Annotated in this window: 26 protein-coding genes; all 26 read right to left on the reverse strand. The window is 27.1% G+C overall.

Going from position 1 to position 24,886, the window contains the following annotated elements; genetic code table 4:
- Window positions 1-10: 10 nt before the first annotated feature.
- Complete coding sequence (locus tag ACD762_RS05250) at window positions 11-1,312, reverse strand: RnfABCDGE type electron transport complex subunit C (protein ID WP_423362926.1); 1,302 nt, start codon at window positions 1,310-1,312, stop codon at window positions 11-13.
- Between the two features lie 185 nt (window positions 1,313-1,497).
- A complete protein-coding gene (locus ACD762_RS05255) occupies window positions 1,498-2,238 on the reverse strand; it encodes a pseudouridine synthase (protein WP_423362927.1) in 741 nt (246 codons plus the stop codon).
- 3 nt (window positions 2,239-2,241) lie between these two features.
- The gene (gene scpB, locus ACD762_RS05260; RefSeq protein ID WP_423362929.1) at window positions 2,242-2,802 is read right to left on the reverse strand and encodes an SMC-Scp complex subunit ScpB; all 561 of its coding nucleotides are present in this window, start codon (window positions 2,800-2,802) and stop codon (window positions 2,242-2,244) included.
- A complete protein-coding gene (locus tag ACD762_RS05265; RefSeq protein WP_423362931.1) occupies window positions 2,803-3,534 on the reverse strand; it encodes a segregation/condensation protein A in 732 nt (243 codons plus the stop codon).
- Between the two features lie 241 nt (window positions 3,535-3,775).
- Window positions 3,776-4,699 carry a substrate-binding domain-containing protein gene (locus ACD762_RS05270; protein WP_423362933.1) on the reverse strand — a complete coding sequence of 308 codons (924 nt, stop codon included), beginning with the start codon at window positions 4,697-4,699 and terminating at the stop codon, window positions 3,776-3,778.
- A gap of 26 nt (window positions 4,700-4,725) precedes the next feature.
- Window positions 4,726-5,658 carry an ABC transporter permease gene (locus ACD762_RS05275; RefSeq protein ID WP_423362934.1) on the reverse strand — a complete coding sequence of 311 codons (933 nt, stop codon included), beginning with the start codon at window positions 5,656-5,658 and terminating at the stop codon, window positions 4,726-4,728.
- On the reverse strand, window positions 5,658-7,136 hold the full coding sequence (locus ACD762_RS05280) for a sugar ABC transporter ATP-binding protein (protein ID WP_423362936.1): 1,479 nt from the start codon (window positions 7,134-7,136) through the stop codon (window positions 5,658-5,660). The genes ACD762_RS05275 and ACD762_RS05280 overlap by 1 nt, the downstream gene beginning before the upstream one ends.
- The gene (rbsD, locus tag ACD762_RS05285; RefSeq protein ID WP_423362938.1) at window positions 7,136-7,525 is read right to left on the reverse strand and encodes a D-ribose pyranase; all 390 of its coding nucleotides are present in this window, start codon (window positions 7,523-7,525) and stop codon (window positions 7,136-7,138) included. Before rbsD ends, ACD762_RS05280 begins: the two co-directional genes overlap by 1 nt.
- Entirely contained in the window at window positions 7,500-8,387 is an 888-nt protein-coding gene (locus tag ACD762_RS05290; protein WP_423362940.1) for a ribokinase, read from the reverse strand. Before ACD762_RS05290 ends, rbsD begins: the two co-directional genes overlap by 26 nt.
- Before the next feature lie 12 nt (window positions 8,388-8,399).
- Entirely contained in the window at window positions 8,400-9,305 is a 906-nt protein-coding gene (locus ACD762_RS05295) for a LacI family DNA-binding transcriptional regulator (protein WP_423362941.1), read from the reverse strand.
- Window positions 9,306-9,578: 273 nt separating this feature from the next.
- Entirely contained in the window at window positions 9,579-11,738 is a 2,160-nt protein-coding gene (gene feoB, locus ACD762_RS05300) for a ferrous iron transport protein B (protein ID WP_423362943.1), read from the reverse strand.
- Window positions 11,738-11,959: a FeoA family protein gene (locus ACD762_RS05305; protein ID WP_423362945.1), complete on the reverse strand. Its 222-nt coding sequence runs from the start codon at window positions 11,957-11,959 to the stop codon at window positions 11,738-11,740. Before ACD762_RS05305 ends, feoB begins: the two co-directional genes overlap by 1 nt.
- A 576-nt stretch (window positions 11,960-12,535) precedes the next feature.
- Entirely contained in the window at window positions 12,536-13,033 is a 498-nt protein-coding gene (locus ACD762_RS05310) for a hypothetical protein (protein WP_423362947.1), read from the reverse strand.
- Window positions 13,034-13,035: 2 nt separating this feature from the next.
- On the reverse strand, window positions 13,036-13,725 hold the full coding sequence (locus tag ACD762_RS05315) for a hypothetical protein (protein WP_423362949.1): 690 nt from the start codon (window positions 13,723-13,725) through the stop codon (window positions 13,036-13,038).
- On the reverse strand, window positions 13,718-14,512 hold the full coding sequence (locus ACD762_RS05320; protein WP_423362951.1) for a DMP19 family protein: 795 nt from the start codon (window positions 14,510-14,512) through the stop codon (window positions 13,718-13,720). Before ACD762_RS05320 ends, ACD762_RS05315 begins: the two co-directional genes overlap by 8 nt.
- 38 nt (window positions 14,513-14,550) lie before the next feature.
- Window positions 14,551-15,777, reverse strand: a complete 1,227-nt coding sequence (locus ACD762_RS05325; protein ID WP_423362953.1) for an L-serine ammonia-lyase, iron-sulfur-dependent, subunit alpha — start codon at window positions 15,775-15,777, stop codon at window positions 14,551-14,553.
- Window positions 15,778-15,798: 21 nt separating this feature from the next.
- On the reverse strand, window positions 15,799-16,752 hold the full coding sequence (gene holA / locus ACD762_RS05330) for a DNA polymerase III subunit delta (protein ID WP_423362955.1): 954 nt from the start codon (window positions 16,750-16,752) through the stop codon (window positions 15,799-15,801).
- 248 nt (window positions 16,753-17,000) lie between these two features.
- A complete protein-coding gene (locus ACD762_RS05335; protein WP_423362957.1) occupies window positions 17,001-18,902 on the reverse strand; it encodes a ComEC/Rec2 family competence protein in 1,902 nt (633 codons plus the stop codon).
- Window positions 18,903-18,976: 74 nt separating this feature from the next.
- Entirely contained in the window at window positions 18,977-19,438 is a 462-nt protein-coding gene (locus tag ACD762_RS05340; protein ID WP_423362958.1) for a helix-hairpin-helix domain-containing protein, read from the reverse strand.
- A 71-nt stretch (window positions 19,439-19,509) separates the two neighbouring features.
- Entirely contained in the window at window positions 19,510-19,992 is a 483-nt protein-coding gene (gene greA / locus ACD762_RS05345; RefSeq protein WP_423362959.1) for a transcription elongation factor GreA, read from the reverse strand.
- 34 nt (window positions 19,993-20,026) lie between these two features.
- Window positions 20,027-20,662 (reverse strand): uridine kinase, encoded by a 636-nt coding sequence (gene udk, locus ACD762_RS05350; RefSeq protein WP_423362960.1) that lies wholly within the window; start codon window positions 20,660-20,662, stop codon window positions 20,027-20,029.
- Window positions 20,663-20,664: 2 nt separating this feature from the next.
- Window positions 20,665-21,873, reverse strand: a complete 1,209-nt coding sequence (locus ACD762_RS05355) for a peptidase U32 family protein (protein WP_423362961.1) — start codon at window positions 21,871-21,873, stop codon at window positions 20,665-20,667.
- Window positions 21,874-21,875: 2 nt separating this feature from the next.
- Window positions 21,876-22,799 carry a U32 family peptidase gene (locus ACD762_RS05360; protein WP_423362962.1) on the reverse strand — a complete coding sequence of 308 codons (924 nt, stop codon included), beginning with the start codon at window positions 22,797-22,799 and terminating at the stop codon, window positions 21,876-21,878.
- 4 nt (window positions 22,800-22,803) lie between these two features.
- Window positions 22,804-23,388: an O-methyltransferase gene (locus ACD762_RS05365; protein ID WP_423362963.1), complete on the reverse strand. Its 585-nt coding sequence runs from the start codon at window positions 23,386-23,388 to the stop codon at window positions 22,804-22,806.
- A gap of 125 nt (window positions 23,389-23,513) precedes the next feature.
- Window positions 23,514-24,572 (reverse strand): endolytic transglycosylase MltG, encoded by a 1,059-nt coding sequence (gene mltG, locus ACD762_RS05370; protein ID WP_423362964.1) that lies wholly within the window; start codon window positions 24,570-24,572, stop codon window positions 23,514-23,516.
- Entirely contained in the window at window positions 24,565-24,876 is a 312-nt protein-coding gene (locus ACD762_RS05375) for a DUF1292 domain-containing protein (protein WP_423362965.1), read from the reverse strand. Before ACD762_RS05375 ends, mltG begins: the two co-directional genes overlap by 8 nt.
- Window positions 24,877-24,886 lie beyond the last annotated feature (10 nt).

Genomic DNA, 24,886 nt, shown 5'->3' on the forward strand with positions numbered 1-24,886 from the left:
AATACGCCTCCTATTTTTTTGAACCTAAAAGTCTGTTCTTACCTTTAGATGTGTAGTCAGTTACCTGAATTCTACTTGGACAGATATAACTACACAAACCACATGAAATACATGTGTCTGCTGCTAATTTTTCAAGTTGTTTAACATCTTGAGCTAATTCAGCATCTTTGATTTGAACTGGTTGTAATCCTGCTGGGCAGTATTCAACACAGCGACTACATCTAAGGCAGGCAACATCTTCAAGACCTTCATCATATAGAACGTTTACAGCATTTGTATAAGTGTTTGTAGCTACTTCATCAGTAACAACAGCTTTACCCATCATTGGTCCACCCATAACTAATTTAGCAGTACCTGGAGTTAAATCAGATTTGTATCCTCCAATTTTTTCTACAATATCAGCAATTTTAGCACCAGTAGGTACAATTACATTTGTTGGTGTATTTAATGCTTCACCAGAAAGTGTAAGTCCTGTTGTATATTGTAATCTTCCTTGTAATGCTTGAGCAACTTTAATTGCAGTAGTTGAGTTATTAACAATAACACCAATTTCTGAAGGTAAAGTCTTGTATCTTTTTTGGAATAATTCTTTTATTAAAGTACGTTCCCATCCCATTGGATATACATCTGGAACTTCTTTAAATGTGATATCTTCACTAACATTTTCTAATGCTTTAGCTACTGCTTCTTTTAAAGCTGTTTTACCAGTTTTGAAAGCAATAATAGCTTTTTTAGCATTTGAAGCTTTTAGTAAATATTTAACACCAAGAACTAAATCTTCTGCATACGTTATCATCATTTTATAGTCGATAGTAATGTATGGCTCACATTCTACACCGTTAATTAAAACAGTGTCTATGATAGCTTCTGAGTTGTATTTAACATAAGTTGGGAATCCTGATCCCCCACAACCTGTAATACCAGCTGCTTTTATTGCTTCTACAATCTCTTTTCTACCAGCGCTTGAAACATCAAGTTTACTAGTTTGTTCAATAGCATCAAATTTCATGTCATTTTTAATTTTGACATGTTGAGCATAAATTAAACTAGCACTCATCATTTTTTCGATTCCTACTACTTCTCCTGATACACTTGAAAAGATTGGCACATTAAAGTGATCGTTACGTTGTCCAATTAATTGTCCAACTTTAACATAATCCCCTTCTTTTACAAGTATTTCAATATTAGTATTGTTCATATTCATCATTGGAATGTAAACGTATTCGAAATCATTAATTACGATAGGTTTTGCTTTATCTGTTAGGTCTTTATGACCATTCAGATGAATTCTACCTTTTCCGCTAAAAATCATCAAAACACTCCTTATAATATAGTATACATTTTTAGTACATATCCATTATACAAGATATTCGAAGTAAATTAAAGTAACTATAGATAAAAATAATTAAAAAATACATTAATTGGAAACTATCTAACATGATATTAATTATTTATAGTTATTTAGAACTGAAAACGTTTACTTCTTTAAACTTTAGATTACTTGTATTCTAAAGGCTTTCCTGTAGCTAGATTTTTTAAATCATTTATTTCATCTGTCTTTAATTTACGGTATTGTCCAGGTTCTAATCCATTTAAATTTATTAGTCCATACATTTCTCTATGTAGTTTTTTTACTGGAAATCCTACAGCTTCAAACATTCTTTTAACCTGATGATACATTCCTTCAGTAATTGTTAGCCTTACCTTTGAATTGTTATGCTTGCTGTCTTTATTCATTATTTTAGCTTTTGCTTTTGCTGTTTTTTTACCATCTAAAATAATTCCTTGTTCAAGATTTTTCATTGCTTGAGCATCAATAAGACCATCTACCATAGCAACATATGTCTTTTTAATCTTGTTTGAAGGATGCATTAATAAGTTTGCAAACTCACCATCATTGGTAATTATAATCACACCACTAGTATCATAGTCTAATCTACCTACAGGATATAATCTTGCATTACTTTCATCAATTAGATCTATTACAGTCGTTCTTTCTTTTTCATCACTAGATGAAGAAATTACCCCTCTTGGCTTGAATAATAAATAATACTCTTTTTTTTCTTTCTTTTTTATTCTTTTCCCATCTACTGAAACAATATCACTATCAGACACTTTTATTCCTTGTTCAGTAACAATATCATTATTTACTTTAACTCTACCTTGAGCTATCATTTCTTCTGCTTTACGCCTAGAAGCTATTCCAGCTTCTGCAATAAATTTTTGTAATCTTTCCATTTTCTACTCCTCATTAAACTTTGTGTTAAATATATTTTGTTGTTGTAAGTTTTCATTTTCCAAATCGATTTTAGGTAATTCTTCAATACTTTGTAAATTAAAAACATCTAAGAATTCACTTGTTACTTCATACATTAAAGGTCTACCTAAAGTTTCTTTTCGACCAACCTCTTTTATAAGTGAATTAGCTAATAATCTTCTTATAATACTATCGCTGTTTACACCTCTAACTTGTTCTACATCAACCCTTGTTACAGGTTGTTTATATGCAATAATTGCTAATGTTTCAAGTGTAGCATTTGTAAAATTAAATGAACTATTATTTTCAACTAGCTTTTCATAATAATTATGATGAATTGATTTAGTACTTAATTTATATTTATTGCCTAACTCTACTAGCATCAGTCCACGATCAGCTGCTTTTAATGATTGATCAAATTCATTTATTAAAATAGTAAGTGTTTCTCCATCAATATCAAGCACTTTTTGAATCGTTATAAAATCAATTCCTTCTTCACCTGCTAAGAATAATAGTCCTTCTAAGACGGCTTTCTTATCATTCAATTATATCACCTCTTCAACATATATTTCATCAAGAATTTTATCTTGTATTATTATAATTTTTTGTTTTTTAGCTAAATCTAGCACTGCTAAGAAGGTTACAATTAAGTAACTTTTAGTATTAATATTAATTAGGTTTATAAAAGGTATTTTAGCTTTATTATATCTTTTAACAAGGTTTAATACTTCTAAGCTTCTAGCCTCTACACTAATTTCATCATTTTTCATAATTGAATTAATCGACTGTGTTTTTGATACTCTTTTCATCATCTTATCTAGAGATTTTATTAAGTCATATAAGTCTAAATTATTAGGAAGATCTACTTTTTTTTCTGTTTTAACAAATTGGTTTAGATTTTCAACTGGTTTAGTATAAATCAAGCTTCTTTCTTCATTATATTGTTTGAAGACACTAGTTAATTCTTTATATCTTTTGTATTCTAAAAGTCTTTCTACTAAAGCCTCTTTTGATTCTTCTTCATATTCTAAATCAATTTCTATTTCAGGCTTTGGTAATAATAATTTTGATTTAACCTCTACTAGAGTTGATGCCATAACAAGGAATTCACTAGCAATTTCTAAATTTATATTTTTAGCAGCATCTATCATTTCAAGAAATTGATTAATGATTGTAGTTATTTCAAAATCCATTATATCCATCTTATTTTCTTTTATTAAGTGAAGAAGTAAATCAAGTGGTCCTTCAAAATCATTAATTATGAAAAGTTGTTTCATTTATGCATATCACCTCATAAAATATTATAACACAATCTTTTGTAAAATATACTATTCCTCTTAAGTTGAATTTCTATATATAAGCGATATGTCTGTTGTATTTTTTAAATAATAGACTAAATAAGATTTCTTCAAATATTATATATGAAAGATTTTTAGTTTACATAAAAAACCTCTAAAGGCATTCTTTAGAGGTTTAATTTCTAATGAAATAATGTTATTTCATTTTGTAAATATAATCTTATTTTAAATATTCAGCAACATTGTCGCTTGTTACTAAAACAGTATCTACTGGAATTGTTTTATCAACATCTTTTCCACTTACTACAGCAAAGGCAGTTTCAACACCTTTTTCTCCCATTATATTTGGTTGTTGCATAATTGTTGCAGTTAATTTACCATCTTTAATTGATTGTAAAGCATCAGCTCCACCATCAAATCCAACAGTTATTAATCCTTCAATACCTTCTAATGCAGGTAAAGCTCCTAAAATCATTTCATCATTTTGAGCATAAACTGCTTTAAATTTACCTGAGTGTGCTTGAGCTAAGTTTTCCATTACTGTTAATCCTTTTGCTCTTTCAAAGTCTGCTGCTTGTTTTGCTATTAAATCTAATTTACCAGCAATTGCATCTTCAAATCCTTTACCACGTTCAATTGCAGCTGATGCTCCTGGTTTACCTTCTAATTCAATAACGCCACCAGATCCACCTAATTTATCTACGATGTAGTCTCCAGCGATTTTTCCACCAGCTACATTATCAGAAGCTATGTGTGCAGTTACATCAGCACCATCTACTGATCTATCAACTGAAATAATTTTTACCCCTTTTTCAATTGCTGTTTTAATTGTTGGTGCTACAGCTGCTGAATCAGTAGGGTTTACTATAATTACTTTAATACCTTTGTTTACTAAATTTTCAATATCAGATGTTTGTGTTGCTGAATCATCTTTTGCATCTAGTACTTCAAGATTTACTCCAACTTCTTTTGCTTTAGCTTCAGCTGCTTCTTTCATTGTTACAAAGAAAGGGTTTGTTAAAGTTGAAATTGAAAATCCAATAGTTTCTGCATCTTCATTAGTTGAACTTGAAGATCCACCACATCCTGTTAATCCGATTGCTAATAAGAAAGCAAACGCGACTCCAATAATTTTTTTTCTCATAATTATTCTCCTTGTTATAATATATTTTAATCTTTTTTTATTCTATCAACCAATACTGCTAATAAAATAACCGCCCCCTTTACTATTTGTTGATAATCTGATTGTACCCCTAATAAGTTTAAACCATTACTTAAAACTCCAATTAATAATACTCCGATTACTGTTCCTGATATTTTACCTTTACCACCTGAAAGTGATGTTCCACCTATAACTACTGCTGCAATGGCATCTAATTCATAGCCACTACCTAGTTGTGGTTGTGCTGAATTTAGTCTTGATGCTAAAATTACTCCTGCTAGTGCACAAGCAACGCCAACTATTGCATAAATTGCAATTATTACTCGATCTGTTTTAATTCCTGAAAGTCTTGCAACTTCTTCATTTCCACCAATACTATATACTTTTTTCCCAAAAGTAGTCTTTTCTAATAAGAACCATAATAATATAAAAACAATTACTAAGATAATTACTGGTAGAGGTATTCCTAAAAACCACGAATTACCTATTGCTCTAAATAAAGTAGCATCAGGTGATGCTGTTATTGGCATACTTTTTGATATTACTAAAGTGGCACCACGCATAATTGTCATTGAAGCTAATGTTACAATAAATGGTTGTAGTTTAGCTTTTGCTACTAAGAATCCATTGAACATTCCAATTACTCCACCGATAATCATTCCTAAGATAATAGCTATTGTTGAAGGAATACCAGAGTTAATTATGATAACAGTACTCATTGCACTAAAGCCTAATATTGATCCTACTGATAAATCTATTCCACCTGTTAAAATGACAAAGGTCATTCCTCCAGCTATTAATCCATTTACTGCAATTTGTCTTAAAACTTGTAATAAATTATCACTTGTTAAGAAATCTTTTGATAACAATGATAACGCTACAAATAAGATTATAAAGGCTATAAGTGCCGTGTATTTACTAAAATCTATTTTTTTTAACATTATATGCTTCCTCCTGTTGCAAGTGTCATGATATTTTCTTGGGTTGCATCTTTTTTATCTAAAATCCCCATCATTTCACCTTCACGCAATACTAGTATTCTATCTGACATTCCAATAACTTCTCCAAGTTCACTTGATACTAAAATAATGGCATTATTTTTTTGTTCACATAAGTCTGTCATAATATCATATATTTCTTTTTTAGCACCAATATCAACACCTCTTGTAGGTTCATCCATAATTAATACTTTAGGATGAATATTAAGCCATTTTGATATTACAACTTTTTGTTGATTACCACCACTCATTTTTTCTAATTTATGGTTTATTCCTGATGCTTTTATATGTAATTTTTCCATAAATTCATCAGAGATTGCTTTTTCTTTTTTTAATGAAATAATACTATTATTTGATATAGATTCTAAATTAGTTAATGGTATATTATTTTTTATATCAAAGCTAGTAATTATTCCTTCAGATTTTCGATCTTCTGTAATGAAAGCTATTTTATGCTTGATACTATTTTCAATATTATTTTTTAGTTTATGATTATTCATGTATATACTACCTGAATCTACAGGTTGACTACCAAAAATACCATGCATTATTTCTGTTCTACCTGCTCCCATTAAACCAGCAATTCCTAATATTTCACCTTCATGCAATTCAAAACTTATATTATGATAATGATTCTTTTTAGAAATGTTATCAACTTTTAAAATTACTTTTTCACTATACATTGGCTTTTTAGGAAATATATCTTTTAATTCTCGACCAACCATTAGTTTTATTACTTCATTAAAACTTGTTTCTTTAGTTGGCATTGTAGCAATGAACATTCCATCTCTTAAAACTGATATTTTATCTGATAATAAAAAGACTTCTTCCATTCTATGAGATATGTATACAATTGTAATTCCTTTATCTTTTAAATCATTTATTATTTTAAATAATTTTTCGCATTCTTTTTCTGATAATGCTGCTGTAGGTTCATCCATTATCAATAGTTTAGCATCTTCTCTTATAGCTTTTGCAATTTCAATTATTTGTTGTTGTCCTACTGAATATGAGCCCGCTCTTTTAGTTACATCAATATTTGATCCTAAACTTTCCAATAAGGTTTTAGCCTCAGCATTCATTTTTTTACTATCTACTATAAAGCCTTTTTTATACTCTTTATTTAAAAAGATATTTTCAGTAACACTCATTTCTGGTAAAATAGTCAACTCTTGATGTATAAAAACAATACCATCTTTTTCAGCTTCTTTTGGATGTTTATAATGTTTTTGTACTCCATCTATAAATATCTCTCCAGAAGTTGGTTGATAAACACCAGTAAGTATTTTCATAAGAGTTGATTTACCAGCCCCATTTTCACCCATAATGGCTTGTACTTGTCCATCAATTACTAAATTAACATCTTTTAAAACATGTACTTTATTGAATGACTTTTCAATATGTTTAAATTCTACTTTCATTAAAAAATCACCCCACTTTGTAATATGATATTGGCATATGGTGTTGCTTCACCTGTTCTAATTATTACTTTAGATTTTGCTGTTTGTTTTTTTAATTGTTCATGACTAATAACTTCAATATTAGTAAACTTCTTATTTATTTCTTTATGTATTATATGATTGTGATCTTCAATTTCTTTAGCATAAATAATTTTTTCTATTTTCATCTCATCATTTATCAACTCTAGTACTTCTAAAAAGCTAGGTGTTCCAATTTTAAGAGTTAAATCAATAACTTTAACTCCATCTGGAAAAGGAAGTCCACAATCAGCAATTGTTATTTGATCTGTATGCCCTAAACAACCTAAAACAGAATTAATTTCTCTATTCAAAATCCCATGTTTTTTCATCTTGTTGATCCTTTCTATATGGCATTCCACCTTGAGCTCCAAATTTAGTAACTGATTTAGTAGCTCCTTTAACTGCAATTTCAAGAGCTGTATTCAAATTTATATTTTCTGCAATACATGCAGCTAGAATTCCATTTAAAGTATCTCCTGCTCCAGTGGTATCCACTACTTTTACTTTAGATGGTTTAATATTTATTAGCTCTTTATCATAATACATAACTCCATCTTTACCTATAGTGATAATTACTTTATTTGGATATTTTTCAATTATTTGATTGTAATTCATATTTTCAAATATAAATTCTGCTTCTGTTTCATTTGGTGTAAAATATGTTACTTTATCTATTAAATCAAGGTTTATTTTACGAGCAGGTGCTGGATTATAAATTGTCTTAATATTATTTTCATAACAGTAGTTAATTATAAACTCATTTACTTCCTGTTTTATCTCATTTTGTAAAACTACTATTGTATCTTTTTCAAATAAAGAAATATTTTTAATAATATAGTCTATATCAACTTCATTATTAGCACTTGGAATTACTATTATTGTATTATCATTATCACACACTGTAATTATGGCAGTTCCAGCTTCTAAATTGCCTTGCTTTACATTTTCAATATTTAAATTTTCTTTATCTAAAATGTCTTTAAAAAAAGCTTTTGAGCTTTCATTACCAAAGCAGCCAAGAAAGTATGTATTATTAAAAACCCTACTTGCTGCAACAGCTTGATTTAAGCCCTTTCCACCAGGTAGTTTATTGATATTACTACCTGCAATTGTTTCGCCTAATTTAGGCAATCTATCAACGTTGTATACTATATCTATGTTTGAACTTCCTATTACTAGTACTTTTGACATATTTATCTCCTATTATTCTAAGATTATTGTTTCTTTATTTTCATCCCAATTAATTAACTTTTCAAAAGAAACTTTAGCTAATTGATTTATTGGTTGAACTATTGTATATACTTCATCTAATAAATAATCATTTAAATAAGTCTTATCAATAGTTATCTTAGGTATTTCTTTTTTTAATCCACTATTTATAACAGAAAAGGCTATCGTTTCATTACCCATATATATTCCATCATATTTATCTTTATTATCTATTTTTTTTACATCTTGATCTACTTGTTTTAAATTGTCATAAGATGTTGAGACTATATCATACTTTAAATTATATTTTAAAGCTCTTTTGATAAAACCTTCTCTTCTTAATATTGTTGTATCTAAAGAAGGGTCTCCTTCTAGATACAGTATATAAGTAGAATTTTGTTCGTACAAATAATCAGCAACTTTTTTTCCAACTTGTTCATTGTCAATTATTACATTTTTTAAAGCACTTTCTACTTTTCTATCTAAAGCAACAATAGGTATATTATAATTACTTAAATCAATGTTATTATCATTTGTGATTAAAATTACTCCTTTTACTTTAAATAATGAGGCAATTTGTAAAGATTCTTTTTCTTTATGAATTGAGCCTTTTGATGAAAAGATCAGACAGTTTATGCCACAATCTTGAGCATACTCTTCTATCTTATTTACTAATTCATTAAAAAATGGATTTAATAAATCTGGTACTATTAATCCAATAAGTGCACTTTGCTGAGTCGATAATCCTTGAGCAATTTTGTTTGGAGTAAAATTCAACTCAGAAATAGCTTTCTCTATTCTATTAGATAGTTCACTACTAACAGATTTGTTATTAATGTATCTAGAAACTGTAGCTTTACTAACTTTTGCTTTTTTTGCAACATCATTAATATTACTCATAATGCACCTCTTTCTTGAAACCGGTTTTACACCTAAAGTTTAACATATTTTTTTTTGAAGAGCAAGCGCTTTCACTATATTATTATTATCTATTTATACTTCTATAAGTAGCATATATAAAAGCTTATCTTCGATTATTAATTAATATTATACTTCTATAAAACTTATTGAATTATTTATTTATTTTCTATCGATAATTATACAATAATACTTTAATATTAAAATTTCTAAAAAAAAACAGTACAAATAAAATTGTACTGTTTCAAGATTAAATTAATAAAATAAGATGTTACCTAGTTGAAAGACTATTGTTGAAACAATATAAGGAACTATTAGAGTAACTGCAACAACTTGCCACATAAATTTCCAACCAAATTCTTTTTTAATAGTAGCAATGGCTACTACACATGGTAATAATAATAATATGAATACCATGTATGAATAGGCTTTTAATGGTGCATTTTCACCAGTAAACATATGATTAGCGGCATTTACAGTATCTTCTACTTCTTCATCATCTGTTGGTGCTGCAAATAATCCTGCAACATCTGGCAAGAAGATTGATTTAACACTTGATACTGCTGCATCTTTAAGCGCAATTGCTTGATAGCTTATTGTTGCTTCTTCTGGTACTCCTTCTACTTCTTCTTCATCAGCTGCAAGATCTTCTGCTGCTAATGCTTTAATTGTACCAACTACAGCTTCTTTTGCTGCTATTGAAGTTGGTAATGCTGCAATAGCAATATCTGAATCTCCAAATCCTGTTGGAGCAAATATTGGTTTAATTATATGTGTTGCTTTTGTTAGATAGCTATCTTTAGCTTCTCCTGTTGGAAAGTAGTTTGCAGCCCATACTATGAATAATACTGCCATTATTAAAGTTGTAACTTTTCTTAAGAATCCTGCAATTCTACTGTTAACATTTTTGAATAATATTCTTCTTTCTGGAATTCTGTATGGAGGTAATTCAATTGTAAAAGCATCTTGTTCTTCTGAATCATAAATATGAAATGCTTTCATTAATAGTCCAATTATTACTGCAACAACTATACCTAGTACATATAAACTAGCTACTACAAGTCCGACACTTCTTGAAAAGAAAGTTGTAGCAAATAGTGCGTACACTGGTAATCTTGCACCACAACTTATAAATGGTAACATTAAGGCTGTTTTCTTTCTTGCTGCTTCTGTTTCTAATGCTTTGGTTGATGTTATTGCTGGTACTGTACAACCAAAACCAATTACCATTGAAATAAATGATTTACCATTTAACCCAAAAGATGTCATTATTCGGTCCATTAAAAAAGCAATACGAGACATTATTCCACTTTCTTCTAATATACCCATTAATAAGTAAATAAAGTACATTAGAGGCGTAAAGACTAATACCCCACCTATTCCACCTATGATTCCATCTAAAATCATTGATTGGAACCAATCTGGTGCACCGGCAACTAATAATCCAACATAATAAGTAACATAGCCACCTATAAATCCATCTATCCAATCAACAAAAGGATTGGCAACATTAAATATAAGTGATAAAAAATAAATTGTAAATAGTAATAATATTGGTAATCCTAACCATTTATTTAAAACTATATTATCTATTTTTCTAGTAATGTTATATCTTGATACTCCTTTATTATCGACTACTTCTTTTAACACTTTATGTATTTGATCATAACGTTTTTGTTGAAGTTGATTATAATTAGACGATTGTAAAGAAATATCTTTATCAGAGTTTAAAGTTTCATTTATTTTAACTAATGTACTTTCAGGAACAGCATTAGTGAATGTAGCATTCTTTTCAAATAAACGATATGATAAATAACTTAAGCCATATGATGGAGCTTTAATATTATCTTCTGTTAATATTTCCTGTACTCTATTTACTGCAATATCAATTTCAGAACTGTAATAGATATTATATTTAACTTTTTCATTTGGATCAAAATTAGCAATAAAGTCTTTAACAGCATCTATTCCAGTAGCTTTCATAGCACTTGTTCTAATAATAGGTGCTTGTAAATATCTTTGTAATTTTACAGTATCTATTACTACACCCTTTTTAGTTATTTGATCTTCAAAGTTTAAAAGAATTAACATTGGCTTTTGTAGTTCTCTAGCTAATAAAGTCATATATAAATTACGTTCTAAATTTGTAGTATCAAGTACATTGATTATTAAATCATAATCTCCTTCTAATAATACTTCAGATGTAATTCTTTCTTCAGTTGAAACATTATCTAATTGATATGCTCCTGGTAAATCTATTAAACTAATTTCTTCATTATTATATGTATAATTAGCATGATTTTTTTCTATTGTAACACCGGGCCAGTTTCCTACTTTTATTTTAGAACCACTAATGGCATTTATTAAAGCCGATTTACCGACGTTTGGATTTCCTAAAAAAACTACTTTCTTCATTATTTCTCTACCTCTATTCGTTGTGCATCTTTTTTTCTTATAGCAATATAGTTACCAGCAACATAATATTGTTGTGGGTCTCCTAATGGGGCATTTCTTTCAAATAAAATTGTATTACCATATGAAAAGCCAACAGATACTAATCTTCTAACTGCTCTTTCTTCCAAGTTAATACAAAGTATTTTTGCGGATTCTCCGCGTTTCAAATCGCTTAATTTCATCTTGCTTCACCTCTTCATTAATTATAGCAAATATAAACTAGATTTCATATAGTTAATATTGCACATAAAATATACTTTATTCAGTCATAAAAAACATTTATTTGAACAAGTATAAAATTATCTATTAGTTATTCTCTATTTATATTAATTCTATATTATTATATTATCACAGTTTAAGTATAATGACTATAATTAAACGAAAAAAAGCATATTTTATGTTTTTTGACTAATAATATAAATTTAGTAATAATCAGTAAATTTTAGCTTAAGTTTATTAAAAATAACTTATTAATTTGCTTTTTATGTAAAAAAGTAAAATGTGAAAATATATTATACAATTGTTTATATTTGCAATATCAGTTAATAAAATAAACTTTTTTATATTTTATTTTCAAAATCATATAATAATTATAAAATTAATATTATTATTAGTTTCATTTTACAACTATATACAAATTACTAAGTTTAATGTTCTATTTAGACATATTACTAATTTAATAATAGAACATAGATTTGTATATAATGTGTTTATATACCTTAAGGCTTAAAAAAAACCAAAATTAATTGGTTTTTTGGTTACTTAATTGTTTCATCAAAGAATTTGTTCAACACTTCTGACCATGTAGTTAGATTTGATGTGTCAATATCATCAGTTGAAAGTGCTAGTTTGCCTTCTTTTATGTAATAAAATGCTGGAGTTGCACCTTCAAATTTAAGTTGTTCTTTTAAATAGTCATACTGTTTGTTTTCATCTTCTGAAAGAGCTTGGTTATTCATGGTTTTTTGAGCTATTTCTTCAAATGAGTAATAGTATACTTCTTTAATATTGTGCTCTTTAGCAATGTTAGAATATTCTAATATTGTATCTACACAATGACTACAACTTGGTCTACCTATCATTAGATAAAATGATTCTTTGTTGTCTTGTTTTTCTTTTAGTTGATTATAATCTATTTCTTTAATAATGTGGTCTTGATTTTTTAATGTTTCATACCCTAGTGAATTATCTTGTGAACACCCTACAATCGTAATTGATAGTATGAATACTGTTAGTAATAATAGTATTTTTTTCATTATTATATACCAAAGTAATTAGTGTTTCTTGATGCTATTAGGCTAAAGAAATCCTCAATAACATCTTTAAATACTTTTATGTCAGAGTATAACTGTGTTTCTTGTAATTCTTTAAGTCGTTCTTTAATTTGACCATGTTCATCTTCAGAAAAATAATCATCCACTGAATAAAATGTATCTATTAATAACGCTAAAGCAACAAATTCATTTGCTTCATCATCTAAAAATAATGATTCATATAATCCTTGATATGCCTTTTTTACAGAATCTTTGTCTTTTAATTTTACTATATTTTTATGTAAAACTAGTCTTTTTTCTGATTTAACTTCAATAATATCATCTTTTTCAAATTCTTTTATGACATATTCAAATAAATCCATAACAAAATCAGTATCTAAAAAAAGTTGTTGTGCTAATTTATGTAAATTAGTTATTTTATTTTTTTCGATATATTCCATCATTGTTTTATTATAGGTTCTTATACTAGTTTGATCTATTATTTTAAAATCTTTTGTTTCTGAATTAATTGAGATTTTATCATTTAAATATAAATTTAAAATAATTGATGTTGAAATTGTACTTAAAAATACTGAACTTGGTGCAAAATAGAATACTAGATCTTCTTTATATAGATCTAATAATAAGAAATCTCTTGTTATATTTTTTTGTAACATTAAGTTATCTTTATTCATATGAATCACCTAATCCTTTTTTTGAATATCTTCTTATTTCTTCATCATATCTATTACACAAGACTAGTTCTTGTCCTAAATCTATGTATGAGTAATCTTTTTTATCTGTTGTGCTAAAGCTTATTATTAATCTATTATTAAAGTCAAACATCTTAAAATATGCATCGTTAACTTGTGCTAATTGTTTATTCATAGCACTACATATTAGTGTTATATGTTTTAAATAAGATGGAAGTGAATCTAGTTTTTCCATTCTTCTTTCTTTCATATCTGCTGTTTTGATTGTTTTTACATAATCTGTTATATACTTATCTTGTTCTGCATCATTAAAAAACACTGTATCTATATGATTAAGTAAAAAACTAGCATTTACGTTTTCTAAATTTTCTTCATCTAAGTCTCGATATTCTAAATCTAAATCATGAAATGAAACATCCATTTTTCCTTCTAAATCATAGATATCTTCATTATCATATATTTTTATTCTATCTAGATATTTTTCATAAATTTGCAAATGTTCATCTAATTGCAATTTCTGCATTGCCTTATTTACCATGTTTTTTATTGTTTTAGAGTTTCTTGTTTTGAAGAAGAATGCTTTGAAACCATTGATTGATACTATTTCATCAAATTGATCTAAATAATAGATTGCTAAAGAATCTTGATTAATATCTTGTGGTAACATGTAACTTGCAAATGCTTTTTTTATAAATTCCTCATTAGAAACAACAACGTCAAAGAGCTCAGTTGGCTCTTTGACGTTTATTGATAGTACTATTTTTTCCATAATTATTCCTCCTTTAATTATCCCCATTTTATAATTATTTATTTTTCTAATTTATTGTTCTTAAAGTAGTTTGTTGCTAATCCACCTAAGGCTGTTTCACGATATTCTACTTTTAAATCTTGTCCTGTTTCTTTCATTGTTCTAACTACTGTATCAAATGAAACTGAGTCTAGTTTAATTGCTCCAACTGTTGCTGCAACCATTAATGAATCTCTTGCTCTAAGTGCACAAAGTGCATTTCTTTCAATACAAGGTATTTGAACATATCCAAATACTGGATCACATGTAAGTCCTAATAAATGTTCTATGGCATTTTCTGCAGCATACTCTATTTGAGTTAAGTCAAGTTTTTCCATGTAGGCCATTCCTGCAGCTCCCATTGCTGTTGCTGTTCCACACTCTGCTTGACATCCACCTTCTGCTCCTGATATAGTTGCATTTTGTTTTATTAAGTTTCCAAATAGACCTGCTACTGCTAGTCCTTCTAGTAATGTTTGTCTATCAGTTTTTTTATCATGCATATAATAATACCACAATGCAGGTATTATTCCTGCAGCCCCACATGTTGGTGCTGTTACTACAAATCCACCTGATGCATTTTCTTCTGACATTGCATATGCATATGCTTGTAATGATAAACGATCTTTTAAGATTAAATCTGTTGTGTTATTAGCTTGTTCAAGTAGTCTTTTTCCTACTCTTTCTAATTTTAATTTTCCAGGTATTAAACCTTCTGCTACTAAACCTCTATTTGTGTTTTTCATCATTGCATCTAAGATGTCAGATATAAATTCTAAAATGTCATCGCCTTCTACTTCTTTGATGTAATCAACTAATGTAATGTTATTTTCTCTAATATAATTATATATCTCATCTAATGTATTATGTGGATATATACTTGGAACATTTCCTTGTCCACCTTGTCCTGCAATTTCTATTGTTCCTCCACCTACAGAGTAAACAGTCCATTCTCCCATTACTTCACCTTTGTCATCTAATGCTACAAATTTCATCCCATTTGGATGTCTTGGTAATGATTTATCTTCCCAGATTATTTCTAGCTCGTAACCTGTTAATGTTTGTTCAATTATCCAGTCAGTTAAATGTCCTTTTCCTGTTAAAGATAATGAACCATATAATGTTACGATGAATTTCTTGGCATTTGGAAATTCTTCTTTAAACTGTTTTGCAGCTCTTTGTGGTCCCATTGTGTGGGATGAGGAAGGACCTGGTCCTTCTTTGTAAAATTCTTTTAGCGATTGCATTTGTAATTCCTCCTAGTTAAATTAGATACTTAAAATTAATAATTTCATTCCATGAAATTTGTTTATTTTTCCAGTTTTTACATGATAATCTAAATCAGCTAATTTAAGCAAAATATTTTTTAAGTCCTTATCACTAAACATAAGTCTAGATGCTAGTTTTATTCTATAAGGATGCACTTTCAATATCTTTGCTATTTCTTCATTATTCTTTCCTTCTCTTTTATAGCTTTTAGATACTAAAGCTAGTCTAAATTGATTGGCTAGAACACTTGTTAAAACGATTGGTTCCATACCATTTTTAATCAAATCTTCAAATAATGTAATTGATTTGGGAATGCTTTTTTCTAATATAGCATTTGAAAGATCAAATATATTTGATTCTACATTTACTGTTGCAAAATCTATTACATCTTGTTTTTCAATTGTACCCTTTGGTTTGAATGTTGTTAGCTTATCTACTTCACTTGCTAAGTCTAGAAAAGCTGGACCTACTTTTTCAATCAACATTGATACTGCTTCATTAGAAATTTTAGCACCTTTTTTATTTACCATGTGTTTAACAGTCTCGTTTATTTGCATTGTATTGGGTGTTGTAACTAGTGTGTATTTAGTTTCATCTCTTAAATACTTCACTATTTTCTTCTTTGCATCTACTTTATCATATACTGCATATATAATCATTATTGTAGATTCATTTTGTTTTTTAGAATATTCTATTAATTTCTCAACAAATTCTGTGTAATCCTTTTTACTTTTTTCTGTGCTCATGAAAATAGGATTTTTTAGTATAGCTATTTTTCTTTGCGCAAAGAAAGGACTAGTATAACAATATTCTATAATGTTATCTATATCTGCATTTTCACAGTCAAATTCAACTGTGTTCATCATGTCAGATTTTACACTGTCTTTATTTAGTATTTTTTGAAGTTCTTCTTTTCCTAACACTTCATCGTTTGCTTGTATTGTATATATCATCTTATATCACCATAATAATTATAACATTAATATTTTTTTTATTAAAGGATATTAATGTTTTTATACAACCTTGTATCAACTTTCGTTTACACTATGTGTAACACTTAAACTGTCATTATGTATTATAACTAATTTTTAACACTTTGAACACCTTTGTTATGTTATTATTGTGTTAATTTAACAATCATTGAATAGAAAGACATTTAATATTGTTAATTAATTTAAATATATTATAATTATGTATTTTTTTATTTATATGTTTTAATATATTTCCATTTAAAAAACATATAAATATCAATATTTCCATTGTATGCTGTGTTATATATTTTAATGTTATGCTTGTTTAGACTATCAATTACTGTTTCATGAGGATGTTTATATCTATTGTTTAATCCTGAACTAATAATTGCATATGCTGGTTTAGTTAGATTTAAAAATTCATTACTTGTACTAGTTTTAGAACCATGGTGTGCTACTTTTAATATGTCGATTGGTAAGTTTACTACTTTAGTGTATATTTTTGCCTCTGCTTTAGCATCTATATCTCCTGTAAACATAAAGTTATAGTTGTGCATTCTTGAATACATAGTTATAGAGTTTGCATTCTTATCTTTAAATTTATCATTATGCAAAACATCTACAAATGTATATTGAGCATATTTAATAATTTCTTGCTTCTTACTGACTACTTTCTTTACTTCTATAAGTTTCTTTAAATCTTCTAAGCCACCAGAATGATCTAAATCATCATGGCTAATAACAATTTTTTCAATACAAGAAATACTTTGTGATTGTAAATATGGGTATGTAATGTTTTTTATTGTAGAAGCTTTATATGGTTGTCCAGGATCTATCATTAAAGCACATTTAGTAAATGGTGCTTGTATGATTATGGTATCTCCTTGTCCTATATTTAAGTATGTAATTTTTAAATATGGTTTAATCCCTGATAATAGTATAATGGTATAGATGATGAATATTAGTTTTATTCTTAAATTTTTCTTTTTTAATGAGCTGTTTAATAATACATAATAACCTAGTATGCTAGTTAAAGTTAAATAGCCACTATTTATTAAAAAATTATAATCGTTTAAGTTTATTAATACTTTTTCTAATTGTTGTATCAGTATTATGACATATTCTTGTATTGGTTCTATTATCTTTGCTAGTGCAATTATTAGATAAACTATTATTATGAAATAACTAAATAGATAGTTTAATATGAATGAAAATATTGATATATGATAATTCATATTTGAAATAATGGGTATCATTATTAACATTGTTACAAAGTTTTGGTATAGTTTATTTTTTATTTGATACTTCTTAAGCACTTCTATAGCTATTGTTGCAACTCCACTTAGAATAAAACTATTTCCTATTAATAAATATGGATTTACTAATATCAAGACTACAATAAATAAAAATGCTTTAGTTAAGCTGTATAGGTTTTTGGTTAATTTTATATTGTTTAATAATAATACAAATAAAGCTTTAAATGCTGGTATTGGAAATTCTAACTTGTAACAATAATAAAATAGTATTACAAAGATTATTATTTGATGTAGTTTTTGATTTTTAATAAAAATTAGTAAGTAACTAAGAATTGTATAAAAGGTGTTGAAGTGCATACCTGAAACTACAAATATATGTATTATTCCTAAACTTGAAAGACTCTTTACTATTTCTTTATCGATATTTGTTTTATCTGCAAAATATAAATAATCAAAGTAGCTATTTACTTTATTTTGACTACTTGTTTTTGTCATTTTATTTTGATTACTTTTTACTATTGTTATATCATCTGTTCTGATTTCATAGAAAATTTTTTTAGTTTTTAGATATTCACTATAATTGAATAATCCTGAATTTGAAATACTGTTTATTTTTGTATAATTACCTTTTATTATAATTTCATCATTTATAAATAATTGTTTTTTTGTTTTTAAGATTATAGTACTTTCTTTACTTTTAATTGTATAATCATAATTATTTACTTTTATTACATGATATTTACTTGATTTAGGTGGGTCAATTTTAATATTTATTGATGTAATTATAAGTAGAAATATCGTGATTATTGTTATTAATACATATTGTTTTTTTATTTTATATATTATAAATATATTTATTAGTAATGTAATTAGCATGTATTCTTGTGTTTGATAGTAGTATGTATAGAATAGACTTAAAAATTGAATACTTGTATATATTATTATTTCGTTTATATGTAAAGATAATGATATATTTTTGAAAATACTATTTCTCCTATTCCTTTTACTTCTAATAATTGAATTAGTATTTTATAATTGTTAATTTCTACTTTGTAGTCTATGATTGCTTTTGACATTGCAGGTCCAATTCCTTTGATGCTTTGTAATTGTTTTGAACTTGCTGTATTTAGATTTATTTTATCTTTTATTTTATTTGAATTTATAAAGTATGTATTATCTTTTGTTAGTTTAATATTTTGTTGTTTAATAGCATTTTTTGAATAGCCACTTGCTAATATTACTAAATCATTGAAGCTTTTATTTTTTTCGATATTATAAATACCTGGATTTGTTACTTCTCCATATATTCCAATAACAAGTAAATTATGCTGTCTATATCTTATTTGAGATACTGTATCATTATTAGTACATCCGCATAATAATATTATAGTAATTATTTTGATTAATTTCATTTTATCACCTATTATTATTTATGCTTTGTATTTATTTATTCCTAAAAAAAAACGACATAATTGTCGTTTTATTAGTTTAATCCACGTTCTATTTTTAAAATTTGAATTTTGTAAGTATGTTCTGGAGTATCAATTGTTACTGTATCTCCTACTTTTTTTCCATCAATCTTTTTTGATAAGGGTGCTTCATTTGAAATTTTATTTTGATCTGGATCTGATTCTATTGATCCTACAATTGTGTAGGCTTTTTCTTTATTATCATCCATGTCTAAAATTGTAACTGTAGCTCCTAATGATACTTTTGATATTCCACCTTTAGTTTCATCTATTAAAGTGTAATGATCTAACATGTAATTAAGTTGTTTAATTCTTTCTTCTAATTGTGCTTGTTTATCACGAGCAGCATCGTAGTCTGCATTTTCACTTAAGTCCCCTTGTGCACGAGCAGCTTGTAATTCTTCAATTACTTGTGGTCTTGTGACATTAAGTAATTCATCTCTTTCTGCTTCTAATTTGGTAACTCCATCTTTGGTTAGTAATATTTTTTCTTCCATTTATTTGCACCTCTATTTCACTATATCTATATTATTATATCAAATAATCTGTTAAAATACTAGACACCTTTGTATTTATTAAATCTATGGCAACATGATTGCTTCCACCTTCTGGTATGATGATATCAGCATACATTTTAGATGGTTCAACAAATTGATTATGCATTGGTCTTGCTGTTGCCATATATTGATTTATAACTGATTCATAAGAACGACCTCTTTCAGTTACATCTCTTTTAAGTCTTCTTATAAATCTAATATCTGCATCTGTGTCTACAAATACTTTTAAATCATATAATTCTCTTAAACAAGCGTTTTCTAATGCAAACAATCCTTCAATAATAATTACATCTGCTGGTTCTACTATTTCAACTATATCTGATCTTGTGTGATTAGTATAATCATATGTAGGTTTGTTTATAGATTTTCTTAATACTAGATTATGCACTTGTTCAATCATTAATTCATTATCAAATGCCATTGGATGGTCATAGTTTTGTTTTATACGATCTTCCATTAATAAATTACTTTGATCATTGTAATAATCATCCATCTTTAAAATAAATACACGATTTGTCTTAGCAAATTGTTTATATATAGACTGAGAAACGCTTGTTTTTCCACTAGCACTTCCTCCAGCTATTCCAATTAGTAGTGGTCTATTATCCATCTTTATTTTACCTTTCTTATCATACTGTGTTTAGCAACTTTTTGTTCTAGTTCTATATAGATTATTTGTTGTGGATGTCTTGCAATATCTAATGGTTGCATTTGTTCATCATACATCTTAGTTATTTTAAACTTGATATTTTGTTTATCAGGACCAAATAATATAACTTTGTCATTAATTTCAAAATAATTTCTTTGTTCTACTTTTACTAATTTAGTCTTTTCATCATAGTCTAAAACATAACCTATAAATTCTTTAGTTGGATGTTCTTCTCTGTTTGCATATAATTGTTTACTACTATCTATTGCACCTTCATAAAAGCCAGTTGAAACTTCTCTATTTGCAGCACTATTTAAAGCTTCTAGATAACTATCATAATTTTCGACATTGTATTTTTTATCAGCATAGTCATCTATTAATTTTCGATATGTTGAAACAATGGTAGCTAAATAGTAGATTGATTTCATACGTCCTTCTATTTTTAATGAGTCTACTCCCATTTCCATTAGTTCTGGAATTGAATAACTTAAATTCAAATCTTTACTAGACATTGTAAATGGAACACCTTCTTTAGTTAATGATGTTTTTTCTTCATCATCTAAATATAGGTTATAATTCCAGCGACAACTTTGTGAACAACCACCACGATTGCTATCTCTTCTTGAATAATAATTTGATAGCATGCATCTTCCTGAATAGGCTACACACATAGCTCCATGAACAAAATATTCTATTTCAACATCTGTTTCATGCATTATGTCTAATAAATCTTCTTTATCAATTTCACGAGCTAGTACTACTCTATTAGCTCCTAATTTTTCATAGAATTCTATTGCATATGTATTAGCTATTGATTGTTGAGTTGATATATGAATTTCGATATTTGTTGTGTTTTGTTTTGCTACATCTATTACATAAGGATCGGCACAAATTATACCATCAACTTCAATTTCTTCTAATTTAATTAGGTATTCTGCTAAGCCCTCAAGATTATCATTATGAAATATAATATTTACAACTACATATACTCTTGCATTGTTTGCATGAGCAAATATTACACCTTCTTTGATATCGTCTATATCAAAGTTTGAGGCATTTGAACGTAATGAAAATTCTTTTCCGCCAATATATACTGCATTTGCTCCGTATAATATTGCTATTTTTAGCTTTTCTAAATTTCCAGCAGGTGCTAATAATTCTGGTTTTTTCACTATTATAAGCCCCTTTCTAATAATTTAGCTTCTTCTATGGTATATACTGTCTTATCTTCAAAAAATGATGTTGAAAGATTATTTGCATTTTCTTTTATAACTTTTTGTAATCTTTCTAAGGTTACTTTATCTTTAAAATAGTTATTAAAGGCTATTACTATTTTTTCATAATTGCTATCTTCAATAAACATATTGTTAATGTATGCATATTGTAAATTTAAATCTTGTAATTTTTTTAAATATGATGTTTCATCTAAGTTGTAATATGTATATGCATAAGTACCAAAATCATCTTCATATACATATGTTCGATTATCTTTTTCACTTTCTTCATCAAAGATTATTTTATTATTTTTACTAAAATCTATTTCTTCTTGTTCTGTATATTCAAAATAGCTTGTTAATAACTTTCTTTTTGAATAGAAGGTTCTTGCTTTTCCAAATACTTGTACGATATTTTGACTATTATTGTTTTCTAGTATTTTGGCTATTTCATTAATATTTATTTCATTAGAAAGGATATATCCTTGATAGTACAATGATAAGTAATTCATTGTTGCATAGTTTGTGTTTAATATTGAGTTACCATTATAATAGTTAAACTCTAAATTATTATGCTTGCAATATTCTATAACTCCTACATCGGTAATTATGATATTTGATATCCCGTATTCTTTTATTTTTTTAAGTATTACTTTTAAGCCTATTAAATCACTTTGGTGATATATTCTATCTATATTAACAAATAGTTCTACATTTTTTTCTTTTGCTTTTTCACATATTATTATTAGTTCGTTTGTGTATAAGTTAAACTGTTTTGTTAATGATATCCCTTTTATATTTATAACTAAAGCATCTATGTTATTTTCTATTAGTTTTAGTGCTTGTTCTAAACTAGAAAATTCTGCTAGTAATTTTGTCTTCATTTCTCTACTTCTTTCTTGCTAGTATTATTCCATCGCCTACTTCATAAAGCTTTGCATCGTATTGGTTGTTGTTTAGCATCCATTTTTTAAATTCTTTTATTTTTCTAACTAATTGTTTGGTGTTTCTGTTGGTTGTAATTTTAGTGTCGTTAGCAAATCCATGAAAATTAATGTTGTCTATTAAAATAATGGCATTTTTATTTAATAGTTCTTCGTATTTTTCGATGAATTTTTGTGATTGTGCTTTGGCTCCATCAACAAAAAGTAAATCATAAGTATGTTTTAAGTTAGTTATATCAAATGTTAGAGCATCTGTTTTTATTAGCTTTATTTGTTTTTCTAACTTGGTATTTTTGATGTTTTCTACTGCTATTTGATAACGGCTATCATCTCGTTCAATGGTATCTATGTTAATGTCTTTATCTAAGTTTGCCATAACAATAGCTGAGTAGCCTATTGCACTTCCTATTTCTAAAATACTTTTGATTTTTTCTTCTTTAATTGTGTTTAATAAAAATTCTTTTCCTTCTTCTTGTATTATAGGTATGGAATTTTCTTTGGCATATTTTTCTATTTCTTCTAATATCACTTTATATTGCTCCTTAAAACTTTATTTAGTTTACTTTAATATTATAGAACATATTGTTAACTTTTTATAGTGCTTTCACTTAGCTTACTTAAAAAAAAACAAAAAGAGGTATTCCTCTTATTGTTTTAATATGTAAACCATAATCCTTGATCTTTAAGTTCTTGGATTTTATTTTCATGTTCACTTAAAGTTTTTGTAGCATATATTTTTCCATTTTTATCACTTACAAAATATAAATAATCGTTAGCTTTATATGTTAGCACTGCATCTATTGCTTCTAGTGAAGGTGAGTTAATTGGTCCTATTGGTAAACCTAACATGTCTGCTCTTGTATTGTATCCATTTACTTGAGTTAGTTCTGCTTCTGTTAAGTCTCTATCTGACATGTTTAGTTGTAAACCATAATAAGTAGTAACATCACTTCCTAATGTTATTTTTTTATCTAATCTATTAGCAAATATTGAAGCAACAAGTTGTCTATCTTCATATGTTTTAGCTTCAGATTCAACTATACTTGCTAGTGTATATATTTCATTAGTGTTAAATTGGCTTTTATCTATTTTAGCTTTTTCTTCCAAATAGACTGTATTGCTTTGTGAAACTAATCTATCTATTACTGTTTTAGCATCTGAACCTACTGAGAAATTGTAAGTGTTGGGTGCTAGTAATCCTTCTAATTGATATATTTCTTTATCATTAAATTTATAATCTTTTATTAATTGATATTTTGATTTAAGTTCATTTATAAAAGTGGTATCATTACAAGCTTTTTTGAACTCTTCTTCATCAATTCCTAGGTTCTTTTTTGCTATGCTAGCATAATCTATTACTCTTATACCTTCATTAAAGGTAACTGTTACTTCTTCAGTCATACTTTGAGTATTTAGTTTTTGGATTATTTCAGGCATACTTAAAGATTTAGACAAGGTAAAAACTCCACTTTTAAAATCGGAGTTGTTACTTATTCTAATGTATAGTTTAGCTGCTAAAGTATTTTTTATTAAATTATCTTCTAATAAATCATTTAATATTTCATCAGTTGATTGTCCAGTAGTTATTGAAAAGTTACTTGTTGTTTTATCTTCTTGATCTACTGGTGTTACAAATAAGACAACTGATGTTAATGCTGCTGATACGATTACTAAGATAAAAATTAAAAAAACTTTTAACTTCCTACTACTCATCAATACCTAATCCTTGTTCATCTACCATTGTATTATATACTTCTTCTATCATATCTAATTCAGTTTCATCTGTTACTGGATAGATATTATTATCATCATCATATGAAGATACATATACTTCAAATTCTATTTCTTCATTTTCATCAGCATCTTCTAAATCTGCATCATAATAGAAAACATAGCTTTTTTCTGTTTCTGGGCTTTCAAATGTAAAAAGGATTGCATAGTCTTTTTCATTCCCCTCATCATCTATTAATGTAATGATTTCTGCTTGTTCATCGTTTGTAATATTTGCTGTGTTCATCATTTTTCCT

It is taken from the genome of Mycoplasma sp. P36-A1 (assembly GCF_049478495.1).
In the GTDB taxonomy this organism is placed as follows: Bacteria; Bacillota_I; Bacilli_A; order JAJDGJ01; family JAJDGJ01; genus P36-A1.